Below are 13,164 nucleotides of genomic sequence, written 5' to 3'. Positions count from 1 at the left end.
GTGGCAGCAACGGGGGATTCGCCACGTGACACCAATTTAAGTGAACGCTTGCGTTCACTATCGGGGACTCACTACGGTTGACGCGACAGTGAACGCGAGCGTTCACTAACGCACTTGTGGGGGACCCATAGTGACAACCTCTCAGTTGATCAAGGAACAGAAGCCAGGTGCGGCTCGCCGGGAGGGACATCCCGGCATTGCGCTCGCAGTCATCGCGGCCTGCCAACTCATGGTGGTACTCGACGCGACGATTGTGAACATCGCGCTCCCGCACATTCAAGACGCTCTGCAGTTCAGCACGACCGACCTCACCTGGGTCGTCAGCGCCTACACGCTCACCTTCGGCGGCCTGCTGCTTCTGGGCGGCCGCGCCGGTGACATCCTCGGCCGCCGCCGGGTCTTCATGACCGGCATCGTGCTGTTCACCTTCGCCTCGCTGCTCGGCGGACTCGCCCAGGAACCCTGGCAGTTGCTGGCCGCGCGCGTCCTGCAGGGCATGGGTGGCGCAATTGCGTCTCCCACCGCGTTGGCGCTCATCACCACCACGTTTCCCGAAGGCCCCGAGCGCAACCGGGCGTTCGGCGTCTTCGCCGCGGTCTCCGCGGGTGGTGGCGCGATCGGTCTGCTGGCCGGCGGCATGCTCACCGAGTGGCTCAACTGGCGCTGGGTGTTCTTCGTCAACCTGCCGATCGGCATCCTGATCACCCTGCTCGCGCCGCTCTACATCAGCGAGTCCGAACGACACACGGGCCGCTTCGACATCGCCGGGGCCGTGACCTCGACGGCAGGCATGGCCTCCCTCGTCTACGGTTTCATCCGCGCAGCGGACGACGGCTGGCGGGACAGCCTGGCCATCGGCTCCTTCGGCGCCGCCGTGGTCCTGCTGGTGGCCTTCGCGCTCATCGAGTCCCGGGCCAAGGAGCCGATCACTCCGCTGCGGATGTTCGCCGACCGCAACCGCTCCGGAACCTACGTGATCATGTTGAGCCTGGCCGCGGCGATGTTCGGGATGTTCTTCTACATCGTTCTCTTCGTGCAGAACGTGCTGGGGTACAGCCCGATCCGGGCCGGTCTCGCGTTCCTGCCGGTGACCGTCGTGATCGCGCTCGGCGCCGGGCTGTCCCAGCGGTTCCTGCCGGTGCTGGGGCCCAAGCCGTTCATGCTCACCGGCTCGGCTCTCGCGGTGATCGGACTGGCCTGGCAGACCCTCATCAGCTCCGGCAGCTCGTATGCCGGCGGAGTGCTCGGTCCGATGCTGGTCTTCGGCTTCGGCATGGGCCTGAACTTCGTGACGCTGACGGTCACAGCGGTCTCCGGTGTCGCCCAGCACGAGGCGGGCGCGGCCTCCGGACTGCTCAACGCCACACAGCAGGTGGGTGGTTCGCTCGGCCTGTCCATTCTGACGACGGTGTTCGGGTCGGCCAGCAAGGACGAGGCTCAGAAGCAGCTGCCGAAGTTCCTCGCCAACGGTTCGGCGCAGCAGAAGGCAGAGTTCGCCAAGACGCACCAGCTGCCCGGCACCTGGGGACACGAGGTGCTCGCCCAAGGGATTTCCATGGGCTTCGTGGCGGCCGCGGCCATGGCCGTACTCGCCTTCGGCACCGCCTGGTTCGTGATCCGGGTCCGCAAGAGCGACCTGGAGGCACTCGCCGGCACGGCGGGAGCGACGGTCGGCTGAAACAACCGCTCCTCCACGGGGCCGCGGAGGGCCGGACCGAGTCCGGGGGACCGACGGCGAGGACGTCGGTCCGGCCCTCCGCACACGTTCCGCAGGGCACAGCAAGCTCAGGGTGGAAAGCACCGCCCACACGACCACGAACTGCACGACCACCCCCGGACCTTTCGCGCGTCAGGTGCAGTACACCCGCTCCTGCGCCACACGGCTGATGTCACCACAACGGACGCGCGGTCACGCAGAGTTCCCGATGAGCACAGAGAGTTTCCAGCGGCATCTCCGGGCAAGCTGCACAAGGCCGCGGAGGGTTCAGACCGACGGTGTCCGGACGGTCGGCACCCAGTCCGGCAGTGCCTCCGTCCGCCCTGCCCACTCGGCAGGCGGCAGGCCGCCCTTCCCGGCGGCGAGCACCCCGCCCACGATGGCGCAGGTGGTGTCCACGTCACCACCGACCTGCGCGGTCGTCCAGAACGCCTCTTCGAAGTCCCCGAGGGCACGTGCGGCCGACCAGAGCGCGAAGGGCACCGTGTCATGGGCGGACGTACGCCGTCCGCAGCCCAGTACGGCCGCGACGGTGCCGGCGTCGGCGTAGTCGAGCATGTCCCGTGCGCGCCGCAGGCCCGCGCCGACGGCGCTCTTCGGGACGAGTGCGACGACTGCGTCGAGGAGCGCTTCCGGGCTCGGCGGGCCGTCGGGGGCGGCGACCAGCGCGGCGGCCGCCGCAACCGCCATGGAGCCGACGACGGCCTCGCGGTGCTGGTGCGTGGGGTACGCGGAGATCTCCGCCTGATGCGTCGCCTGCTCCGGGTCGTCCGCGTACCAGGCGCCCAGCGGGGCGATCCGCATGGCCGCTCCGTTGCCCCAGGAACCCTGTCCGTTGAAGAGCTCGGCGGCCAGCTCGCGCCAGTCCCCGCCCTCTCGGACCAGCCGCAGCAGACGGTTGACCGCGGGACCGTACCCCCGGTCGAAGTCATGGTGGTGGGCGAAGGAATGCGCCAGGGCGTCCTGGTCTATGCGGTGGTGGGCGGCCAGGACCGCGACCACGGAGCAGGCCATCTCCGTGTCGTCGGTCCACTGCCAGGGGCCTGGCGGCAGCTCGCGACGCTGCAGCAGCGGGTAGTTCACCGGTACGAAGAACTGGGAGCCCAGTGCATCCCCCACCGCCAGTCCACGCAGGCTGGCCACGGCGCGGTCCAGGCGCCCGTCGGAAGAGGAGTCAGGGGTCATTGCTCTGCCACTCTATCCGGTGATCCCGTACGGTTCCGGATCTCGCCAGCGTTCGAAAGGCCGGTCAAGCACGTACTTGCCGTCGTCCCCGAGAACGAGCATCCGCATCTCCGCGTTCCCCGGATTCGACAGCGACTCGAATTCTGCGACCGTCCAGTGGAACCAGCGCATGCAGAACAGCCGCATGGCCAGGCCGTGGGTCACCAGCAGCACGTTGGACGGGTGGTCGGGGGCCTCGAAGCTGCGGTACAGGCTCTCCAGGAAGCCGCCGACCCGGTCGTACACGTCGGCACCGGACTCCCCCTGGGCGAAGCGGTAGAAGAAGTGGCCATACGCGTCCCGGTAGGCCTTCTGGAGGCGTACGTCGTCGCGGTCCTGCCAGTTTCCCCAGTCCTGTTCGCGCAGCCGGGGCTCTTCCCGCACCCGTATGAGCTCGGGATCGAGATGGAAGGCGCGCAGGGTCTCATGGGTGCGGCGGTACGGCGACACGTACACGCTGACGCGCTCACGGCCGAAGACCTCGCGCAACCGCTTGCCGGTCTCCTCGGCCTGCTGCCAGCCCCGCTCGGTCAGGGCGAGCGCATGGTCGGGCTCCCGCTCGTAAACGGTGTCATCAACATTGCCCGTTGACTCTCCGTGCCGGACAAGGACGATGCGCCGTGGTCGTGCCATGCCAAAACCCTAGATCGGGTGACGGCCGATCGAGCACTCGTACAGCCCCCATACGGCGTAGGTCACACACTTCCTGCACCTCTGGCCGCACCAAGCTGCTCGATTACCGCGTCCAGTTTCCAAACCGAACGTTTCAGACCGTCCAGGTCGGCTCCAGCTCAATGATGTCGCCCGTGAGGGCCGCGATGTCCGCCTCCGTCTGGGCCCGCAGGGCGAGCCGCTCCACGCGCTCCGTGCGGTATTTGCCGTGTTCGGCGGCCGATCGCCACATGGACAGCACCAGGAACTCGTGGCCCGGGGCTTCGCCGAACAGGCCCCGGATCATGCCGGGAGAGCCGGCCATGGCCGGGTTCCAGACCTTCTCCTGCATCAGCGTGAAGTGCTCGGCCCGTTCCTCGTGCACCCGGCAGAGGGCGACCCGCAGCAGGTCAGCGTCCGTGAACCGCGGCTCGAAGCCGGTCTTCACGTCGAAGCGGTAGTCGAAGAGCTTGACCTGGGCGTCCTTGAAGGTGCCCGACTGGGCCGCTGCAAGCCGATCATGGGAACGGGCCATGAAGGAGTCGTAGAAGGCACGGCTCTCCCAGAAGGCAAAGATATGGGCCACTCCTGTGCGTCCCCGGCTCCAGCCACCGCCTTGTCCCCGAAACCCCGGCTCCCCCAGAAGCCCCGCCCACTTTCGCTGCCCCCGCTCGAAGCCGCGGCGGTCCACCACGGTGCAGCGAATCCACTTGACCAGCACCGCGCCATGGTAAGGCCACGGAGCGTGGCGCCGGTCACGCTCCGGTGGACAGCTCCGGCGCACACCTGCACGCGCGCGTGGCAGGATGGACAACAGGCCCAGTCCGTCGCGCAGTTCGGACGGACGGGGGCACACGGGGAGACGGGGAAGGGGAGGTCCGGTGACCGGCATCAACAAGGGGATCCGCAAGGTCGAGGTCGCGCTCAAGTGGGACCCCAGTCCGGCGGGACAGGCGGACACCGATCTCGACATCGTCGCCGCCACCTACCCGGCGGGCGACGCGTACGGCGATCCCGCCTATGTGGTGCACTTCGACAGCCGTTCCCCGGACGGCACGATCTACCTCAACCGGGACAGCAAGGACGGCAAGGGCTTCGGCTGGGACGAGGTCATGACGCTGGAGCTGGAACGGCTCAGCGAGCGGTACGCGCGCGTGGTGGTCGGCGTCGTCATCCAGCAGCGCACGGCGCCCCGGACCTTCGTCGGCGTGATCAACCCGGGGCTGCGCATACGGGAGGGCTACACCGTCCTGGCCGAGGACGACTTCGGCGGCGTCCTCGGGGCCACCGCGGCGACGGTCGGGGAGTTCATACGGGACGAGTCCGGCGAGTGGACGTTTCGTCCCGGGGTCCACGGCTTCGAGGACGACCCGGCGTCGTTCACCCGGGACATGGGCCGGGCACACCAGCCCTGACCTCCGGTCAGCGGGCGGCCCATCCCGGGACCGTCGGCAGCACCTTCTCGGCGACGCGGAACAGGGCCGTGTCGTCGGGCGTAGCGAAGTCCTGGCGCCAGATGGAGACTTCGAAGTAACCGCCGCCGTCCTTGGCGTCCCGGGCGACCAGCAGGCTGCGGGCGATACCGCCAGGACCACTCTTGGCCTTGCCGCCTCCGAGGTTGAAGCTCAGGGCGATGGTCCGGTCCGAGTAGACGACCGCCGGATGTCCGAGCACCGTCTTCTTCTCGGCGCCGGTGCCCAGCAGGCCGGCCATGTCGGCCACGCCGAGATCGTCGTTTGATGCCGAGAGCCTCAGGGAGTACGTCTTCAGGTCGACGTCCGCCTCGGGGGTGGTGGTTTTCGTGCCGTCGGCCGAGGTGATCGTGCTCTCGTTGCCGTCGGCGGTCTCCGCGTGCTCGTCCGGTGTACCGAGCAGCGCGGGCAGGTCCGGGCGGTTGAGTGCCGTGCAGAGCCGGGCCCCCGAGACCGGCTTCGACGGCTTGCTGTCGTGCGTGGCCGTGCAGGTGGCCGGCCCGCGTTCGGCGGACGCCTTCGAGTCCAGATCCAGCGCCCACAGGAGCCCTGCGAGGCCCCCGACCACCACAATCGCGGCGATCACCTGAGCCGCGACGTTCACGGGCTTCCCAGCCTCGCTCGTTGCTCTTTTGGAGTCGGCGAAATCGTCGACCATGTCCCCCACGTTCCCCACCCTGCCGTTCGCGCCGGTCGTGCGCGGAGGGAGCCTAGCCTGTGATCGTCCCGTGGAGGAACAAGTTTTCGCATCGGTGTGAAACGCCGGGGGCGGCGGAGCCGTGAAACGCTCCGCCGCCCCCGACAGCTGGTCCAGTACCGGCGTCAGCTGCAACCGCTGGTCGAGCCGCAGCCCTCGCAGATGTAGCAGGAGCCGGCCCGCTGCATCTTCGTACCGCAGGAGAAGCACAGCGGGGCGTCGGCCTGGATGCCCAGCTGCATCTCCACCAGCTCGGCGCTGGTGTGGGCCTGCTTCGGAGCGGGCTTGGCCGCCTCGACCTCGGCACGCGGCGTGGCGACGGCCTTGAGCTCCTGGGCGCGCGGAGCCGACTGGGCGAGGCCCTCGACGTCCACCTCGTCCTCGGAGGGCTCGTACGAACCGGTCTCCAGGTGACGCTGGCGCTCCTCGGCGGAGTGGATGCCGAGGGCGGAGCGCGTCTCGAACGGCAGGAAGTCCAGCGCCAGGCGGCGGAAGATGTAGTCGACGATCGACTGCGCCATCCGCACGTCCGGGTCGTCCGTCATACCGGCCGGCTCGAAGCGCATGTTGGTGAACTTCGAGACGTACGTCTCCAGCGGCACGCCGTACTGGAGGCCGACCGAGACGGCGATGGAGAAGGCGTCCATCATGCCCGCGAGAGTCGAGCCCTGCTTGGACATCTTCAGGAAGACCTCGCCGAGACCGTCGTCCGGGTAGGAGTTGGCGGTCATGTAGCCCTCGGCGCCGCCGACCGTGAAGGACGTCGTGATGCCGGGACGCCCCTTGGGCAGACGCTTGCGGACCGGGCGGTACTCGATGACCTTCTCGACCGTCTCGCGGATGGCCGCCTCGGCCTTCTCCGTGACCTCGGCCTTCTCCTTCTCCTTGGTCTTGGCGGAGAGCGGCTGGCCGACCTTGCAGTTGTCGCGGTAGATGGCGAGCGCCTTGACGCCCATCTTCCACGCCTCGAAGTAGATCTCCTCGACCTCCTCGACGGTCGCCGACTCCGGCATGTTGACCGTCTTGGACAGGGCGCCGGAGATCCACGGCTGGATCGCGGCCATCATGCGGACGTGGCCCATCGCGGAGATGGAGCGCTCGCCCATGGCGCAGTCGAACACCTCGTAGTGCTCGTGCTTGAGGCCGGGGGCGTCGACGACATTGCCGTGCTCGGCGATGTGGGCGACGATCGCCTCGATCTGCTCCTCCTGGTAGCCCAGGCGGCGCAGGGCCTGCGGAACCGTGCCGTTGACGATCTGCATCGAGCCGCCGCCGACCAGCTTCTTGAACTTCACCAGGGCGAGGTCGGGCTCGAGGCCGGTGGTGTCGCAGGACATCGCCAGACCGATGGTGCCGGTCGGGGCGATGACCGACGCCTGGGAGTTGCGGAAACCGTTCTTCTCACCGAGGCGCAGCACGTCCTGCCAGGCCTCCGTGGCGGCGGCCCAGACCGGCGTGTCCAGGTCGTCCATGCGAACGGCCACGGCGTTGGCGTCGGCATGCTGCTTCATGACGCGGTTGTGGGCACTGGCGTTGCGGGCGTAACCGTCGTACGGGCCGACGACCGCGGCGAGTTCGGCGGAGCGCTTGTACGACGTGCCGGTCATCAGGGAGGTGATGGCACCGGCGAGGGCGCGGCCGCCGTCGGAGTCGTAGGCGTGACCGGTCGCCATCAGCAGGGCGCCGAGGTTGGCGTAGCCGATGCCGAGCTGGCGGAACGCGCGCGTGTTCTCACCGATCTTCTGGGTCGGGAAGTCCGCGAAGCAGATGGAGATGTCCATCGCGGTGATGACCAGCTCGACGACCTTCGCGAAACGCTCGACCTCGAAGGACTGGTGGCCCTTGCCGTCGTCCTTCAGGAACTTCATCAGGTTCAGCGAGGCCAGGTTGCAGGACGTGTTGTCCAGGTGCATGTACTCGCTGCAGGGGTTCGAGCCGTTGATACGGCCGGACTCCGGGCAGGTGTGCCAGTGGTTGATGGTGTCGTCGTACTGGATGCCCGGGTCGGCGCAGGCCCAGGCGGCCTCGGCCATCTTGCGGAACAGGGCCTTGGCGTCGACCTCTTCGATGACCTCTCCGGTCATCCGCGCGCGCAGGCCGAACTTGCCGCCCTGCTCGACCGCCTTCATGAACTCGTCGTTCACACGGACCGAGTTGTTGGCGTTCTGGTACTGGACGGAGGTGATGTCCTCGCCACCGAGGTCCATGTCGAAGCCCGCGTCGCGCAGGGCGCGGATCTTCTCCTCTTCCTTCACCTTGGTCTCGATGAAGTCCTCGATGTCGGGGTGGTCGACGTCGAGGATCACCATCTTGGCGGCACGGCGGGTGGCGCCACCGGACTTGATGGTGCCGGCGGACGCGTCGGCGCCGCGCATGAAGGAGACCGGGCCCGAGGCGTTGCCGCCCGAGGACAGCAGCTCCTTGGAGGAGCGGATGCGGGAGAGGTTCAGGCCGGCGCCGGAGCCGCCCTTGAAGATCATGCCCTCTTCCTTGTACCAGTCGAGGATCGACTCCATGGAGTCGTCGACGGCCAGGATGAAGCAGGCGGAGACCTGCTGGGGCTGCGGGGTGCCCACGTTGAACCACACGGGGCTGTTGAAGCTGAAGATCTGGTGCAGGAGGGCGTACGCCAGCTCGTGCTCGAAGATCTCGGCGTCGGCGGGCGAGGCGAAGTACTTGTAGTCCTCGCCGGCCTTCCGGTACGTCTTCACGATGCGGTCGATGAGCTGCTTGAGGCTCACCTCGCGCTGCGGGGTGCCGACGGCACCGCGGAAGTACTTGCTGGTGACGATGTTGACCGCGTTCACCGACCAGAAGTCGGGGAACTCCACGCCGCGCTGCTCGAAGTTGACCGAGCCGTCGCGCCAGTTGGTCATGACGACGTCACGGCGCTCCCAGGCCACCTCGTCGTACGGGTGCACGCCGGGGGTGGTGTGGATGCGCTCGATACGCAGTCCCTTGGTCGCCTTGGTGCCCTTGGCGCGGGAACTCCGTGCCGGACCGCTCGCCGTCTCTGTCATGCCGCCTCCCTGTACGGGCTAAAACGCCCTGAAGTGCCCCGATGTTCCCGTGGCACGTGTTGTGTCTGGTGTTGCGGGTATCTCGCGCTGCCACCCGCAACGGGTCTTCGATGGCCGCCGTCCGGCCGGAATCAGGACCTCCGCCCGGTTCCGGCCCGCCGATCAGTCGGCGGCGTGGGCGGGCTCTGGGACCTGAGCGGTCCCTGAGGGCCCGCAGTCTTCTTCCTGGCCCCCCGCGACAGCGTCCTCGCGGTCGTCGTTGTCCGCGGCGACGGGTCGCCTCTCCTCCCTGAGTTCCGCGATCGCTGCCTCGAAGTCCTCGAGCGAGTCGAATGCCCGGTAGACGGAGGCGAATCGCAGATACGCGACGAGGTCGAGCTCCTGCAACGGGCCGAGTATGGCCAGCCCCACGTCGTGGGTGGTCAGTTCGGCGCTTCCGGTGGCCCGCACCGCCTCCTCGACCCGCTGGCCGAGCTGGGCGAGTGCGTCCTCGGTGACAGGCCGTCCCTGGCATGCCTTGCGCACGCCATTGATGACCTTGGTACGGCTGAAAGGCTCGGTGACTCCGGACCGCTTGACCACCATGAGCGAGCACGTCTCCACGGTCGTGAAACGACGGGAGCAGTCCGGACACTGGCGGCGCCTGCGGATCGACGTGCCATCGTCGGTCGTACGACTGTCGACGACACGGCTGTCGGGGTGCCTGCAGAAGGGGCAGTGCATGAACTCCCAACCCTCCTCACAGCAGACTCAATAGCCTCGCTGGGCCTCATGGGCCCCTCGAAGCAGCCCCAAGCATAGGCGATCGCCAGGAGCCTGAAGACCCGGGGGACCACAACTTCTGGGCTGCTGCCGCAATCCAACCACTACATGTGGGGATTGGCCCATGCATGCACTCCGTACGCGCGTGTCGCGCAGGTATGGGCATGTGCCACACGACCGGTGCGGCGCACCGGATCCGCGGGTGCACAGCCGTACCGTTACGGCAGATGCGGAGATACCGTGGGCGCCGCAGGGAGGCGACGTGGGGCTCCCGCAGAGATGGAGACCTGTGCCCGGTTGACGGAATGCCGGATGGCAGACTGGGGCAGGAACCCACGAGGTCCGCATCCCGGCGGTGAAGAGTACAACAATGGGCCCTTTTGTCCGCCAGGTGCCGCGTTAGCCATACACCCAGACACATGATCAAGTACGGCGATCCGCGTTTTTTCACTCGAACGTGTGTTTGGCGCAACCTTTCGAAAGCAACTACCGTTGTCCAGCAGGGAGACCATCGAGAGGGGCCGACGTGACCACCACCGCAGACAGTGCCACCATCACTGCCCAGGACCGCTCCCAGGGCCGACTCGAGCCGGTGCATGCGATGAACGAAGCCGTGAATCCCGAGGGGCCCAAGCGCTCCTTGCCAGGCCGACCTCCGGGCATCCGGGCGGACAGCTCGGGCCTCACCGACCGGCAGCGCCGAGTGATCGAGGTCATCAGGGACTCCGTGCAGCGGCGCGGCTACCCGCCGTCGATGCGGGAGATCGGCCAGGCGGTCGGCCTCTCCAGCACCTCCTCGGTCGCTCACCAGCTGATGGCACTGGAGCGCAAGGGCTTCCTGCGCCGCGACCCGCACCGCCCGCGCGCGTACGAGGTGCGCGGCTCCGACCAGGGCGCCTCCGTGCAGCCCACGGACACCGCCGGCAAGCCCGCCGCATCGTACGTCCCGCTGGTCGGCCGCATCGCCGCCGGTGGCCCGATCCTCGCCGAGGAGTCGGTCGAGGACGTCTTCCCTCTCCCCCGCCAGCTGGTCGGTGACGGCGAGCTGTTCGTGCTGAAGGTCGTCGGCGACTCCATGATCGAGGCCGCGATCTGCGACGGCGACTGGGTCACGGTGCGCCGCCAGCCGGTCGCCGAGAACGGCGACATCGTCGCGGCCATGCTGGAAGGCGAGGCCACCGTCAAGCGCTTCAAGCGCGAGGACGGCCACGTCTGGCTCCTCCCGCACAACGCGGCGTACGAGCCGATCCCGGGCGACGACGCGACCATCCTCGGCAAGGTGGTGGCAGTGCTGCGGCGCGTATGACGGCTGCGGCGGGCGGTTCGTACCGAGCCACCCTCTGACCGGGCCCCGGAACCCCTGCGCCGGTTCCGGGGCCCTGCGCTGCCCGGGCACCCGCCAGCGGGTGTGACGCACTGGGGGTTGGTCTGCCGCGATGGCGCGACAGACCAACCCTCGCTCATTCGGCCTCTGACTTCCTCGCCGCCGCGTCGATCGCCGCCAGCGACTTCCGGACCTGGTTACGGTCCGTCGTGTACCAGAAGTCCGGCAGTGACGCCTTCAGATAGCTGCCGTAGCGCGCCGTGGCCAGTCGTTGGTCGAGTACGGCGACCACCCCGCGATCCCCCGAGGCCCGTACGAGGCGGCCGGCCCCCTGGGCCATGAGCAGCGCGGCGTGTGTGGCGGCGACCGCCATGAAGCCGTTGCCCCCGGCATCCTCCACCGCCTTCTGGCGGGCGCTCATCAGCGGGTCGTCCGGACGCGGGAAGGGAATCTTGTCCATGACGACCAACTGGCAGCTGGGGCCGGGGACGTCGACGCCCTGCCAGAGTGACAGCGTGCCGAACAGGCAGGTCTTCGGGTCGGCGGCGAAATTCTTGATCAGCTCGCCGAGCGTCTCCTCGCCCTGGAGAAGGATCGGGAACTCAGGGATCCGGGAGCGCAGTTCCTCGGCGGCGAGCTGAGCGGCGCGCATGGAGGAGAAGAGGCCGAGGGTGCGGCCTCCGGCCGCCTGGATCAACTCCGTCAGCTCGTCCAGCATGTCCGCGCGGTCGCCGTCCCGTGCGGGGCGGGACAGATGCTTGGCGACGTAGAGGATGCCCTGCCTGGGATAGTCGAAGGGCGAGCCGACGTCGACGCCCTTCCACTGCGGGAGGTCCTCGCCCTCGGTGCCTTCCGGTGCGAGACCGAGGGAGGCGCCGACGCCGTTGAAGTCGCCGCCCAGCTTCAGCGTCGCGGAGGTCAGGACGACCGAGCGGTCCGCGAAGAGCTTCTCCCTCAGGAGCCCCGACACGGACATGGGGGCGACGCGGAGGGAGGCTCCGAAGCGGTCGTGGCGCTCGTACCAGACGACGTCCCACTCGGAGCCGTTCGTGATCCGCTCCGCCACGTCGTGCACCGTCTCGACGGAGGCCAGCGCCTGCTTGCGGACCGCGTCCTCGTCCTGGACTGACTTGTCCCGGGTCGCGCCGATCCCGGAGATCACCGTGCGGCAGGCGTCGCGCAGTGCCATGAGCGCGTACCCGAGGTCCTCCGGGATCTCCTCCAGACGGCCGGGCAGGGCCAACTCCATCAGCCGCTCGAAGCCCTCCGCGGCGGTCTGGAGCTGGTCGGCGGCCTTCTCGTTGACCAGTTTCGCAGCGCGTCGGACCGCACGGTTGACCTGGCCCGGCGTGAGTTCGCCGGTGGCCACTCCGGTCACCCGGGAGACCAGTTCGTGCGCCTCGTCGACGATCAGCACCTCGTGCTGCGGGAGGACCGGGGCTCCCTCGATGGCGTCGATCGCGAGCAGGGCGTGGTTGGTGACGACCACCTCGGCGAGCTTGGCACGCTCGCGGGCCATCTCGGCGAAGCACTCGGCGCCGTACGCGCACTTCGTGGCACCCAGGCACTCCCGGGAGGAGACCGACACCTGCGCCCAGGCCCGGTCGGAGACACCGGGTGTGAGGTTGTCGCGATCGCCGGTCTCGGTCTCGTCCGACCACTCGCGCAGTCGCAGCAGGTCCTGGCCCAGCTTGCTGGTGGGCGCCGCCGCCTCGAACTGGTCGAACAGCCCCTCCTCCTCGTCCTGCGGGACACCCTCGTGGAGCCGGTGCAGACACAGGTAGTTCGATCTGCCCTTCAGCATGGCGAACTCCGGGCGGCGGCGCAGCAGCGGGTGCAGCGCATCGACGGTGCGCGGCAGATCCCGCTCGACGAGCTGGCGCTGCAGGGCGAGGGTGGCCGTCGCCACGACGACACGCTCCCCGTGGGCGAGCGCGGGCACGAGGTAGCCCAGCGACTTTCCGGTGCCGGTGCCGGCCTGGACCAGCAGATGGGAACCGTCGTCGATCGCCTCCGCGACGGCTTCGGCCATGGTCACCTGGCCGGGGCGCTCCGTACCGCCGACGGCAGTGACGGCAGCATGCAGGAGTTCGGGGAGTGAGGGCTTCGTCATAGCGCGACCACCCTACGACCCGGCACTGACAAACGGGTGATCAAGACGGGGACGAAGGGCGGGATCAAGGCCGGCTGCTCCTCGGGTGAGGGTAGGAGTGGATCGCTCGGGAGATCGGCACGGGAGGATCGGCTCGCGTGCCCTCGGGACCGGCGCTGCGGAAAACCCGGGAACCGGATCGGCC

10 protein-coding genes are annotated in these 13,164 nt (G+C 68.5%); 3 read left to right on the top strand and 7 right to left on the bottom strand.

Annotated features, from left to right (window positions below; genetic code table 11):
• The first annotated feature begins 130 nt into the window (after positions 1-130).
• Positions 131-1,678: an MFS transporter gene (locus ABD355_RS19365; protein ID WP_344401723.1), complete on the top strand. Its 1,548-nt coding sequence runs from the start codon at positions 131-133 to the stop codon at positions 1,676-1,678.
• 306 nt (positions 1,679-1,984) lie between these two features.
• Here ABD355_RS19365 and ABD355_RS19360 read toward each other — a convergent pair whose 3' ends face one another.
• The 3 genes from ABD355_RS19360 to ABD355_RS19350 all read right to left on the bottom strand — a co-directional run bounded on the left by ABD355_RS19360 (position 1,985) and on the right by ABD355_RS19350 (position 4,313).
• Positions 1,985-2,902, bottom strand: coding sequence for an ADP-ribosylglycohydrolase family protein (locus ABD355_RS19360; protein ID WP_344401722.1), 918 nt, complete (start codon positions 2,900-2,902; stop codon positions 1,985-1,987).
• A gap of 12 nt (positions 2,903-2,914) precedes the next feature.
• Positions 2,915-3,574 (bottom strand): histidine phosphatase family protein, encoded by a 660-nt coding sequence (locus ABD355_RS19355; RefSeq protein WP_344401721.1) that lies wholly within the window; start codon positions 3,572-3,574, stop codon positions 2,915-2,917.
• 133 nt (positions 3,575-3,707) lie between these two features.
• Positions 3,708-4,313, bottom strand: coding sequence for a YdbC family protein (locus tag ABD355_RS19350; protein ID WP_344401720.1), 606 nt, complete (start codon positions 4,311-4,313; stop codon positions 3,708-3,710).
• 160 nt (positions 4,314-4,473) lie between these two features.
• Here ABD355_RS19350 and ABD355_RS19345 point away from each other — a divergent pair, with 160 nt between their 5' ends.
• Positions 4,474-5,007, top strand: a complete 534-nt coding sequence (locus tag ABD355_RS19345; RefSeq protein ID WP_344401719.1) for a TerD family protein — start codon at positions 4,474-4,476, stop codon at positions 5,005-5,007.
• 7 nt (positions 5,008-5,014) lie between these two features.
• Here the strand turns inward: ABD355_RS19345 and ABD355_RS19340 are convergent, their stop codons facing one another.
• The 3 genes from ABD355_RS19340 to nrdR form a co-directional block, all read right to left on the bottom strand.
• A complete protein-coding gene (locus ABD355_RS19340; RefSeq protein WP_344401717.1) occupies positions 5,015-5,722 on the bottom strand; it encodes a DUF6215 domain-containing protein in 708 nt (235 codons plus the stop codon).
• Between the two features lie 164 nt (positions 5,723-5,886).
• Positions 5,887-8,781 (bottom strand): vitamin B12-dependent ribonucleotide reductase, encoded by a 2,895-nt coding sequence (locus ABD355_RS19335; protein ID WP_344401716.1) that lies wholly within the window; start codon positions 8,779-8,781, stop codon positions 5,887-5,889.
• A 162-nt stretch (positions 8,782-8,943) separates the two neighbouring features.
• Positions 8,944-9,504, bottom strand: a complete 561-nt coding sequence (gene nrdR, locus ABD355_RS19330) for a transcriptional regulator NrdR (RefSeq protein ID WP_344401715.1) — start codon at positions 9,502-9,504, stop codon at positions 8,944-8,946.
• Between the two features lie 565 nt (positions 9,505-10,069).
• Here nrdR and lexA point away from each other — a divergent pair.
• Positions 10,070-10,849, top strand: coding sequence for a transcriptional repressor LexA (gene lexA / locus ABD355_RS19325; protein WP_115909488.1), 780 nt, complete (start codon positions 10,070-10,072; stop codon positions 10,847-10,849).
• 154 nt (positions 10,850-11,003) lie between these two features.
• On the opposite strand, the gene ABD355_RS19320 is transcribed toward lexA, so the two are convergent.
• Positions 11,004-12,980 carry an ATP-dependent DNA helicase gene (locus ABD355_RS19320; RefSeq protein ID WP_344401714.1) on the bottom strand — a complete coding sequence of 659 codons (1,977 nt, stop codon included), beginning with the start codon at positions 12,978-12,980 and terminating at the stop codon, positions 11,004-11,006.
• Positions 12,981-13,164 lie beyond the last annotated feature (184 nt).

Origin of the sequence: Streptomyces longisporus, assembly GCF_039532765.1 — a bacterium.
In the GTDB taxonomy this organism is placed as follows: domain Bacteria; phylum Actinomycetota; class Actinomycetes; order Streptomycetales; family Streptomycetaceae; genus Streptomyces; species Streptomyces longisporus.
This window is presented reverse-complemented; position numbering and strand designations above follow the sequence as displayed.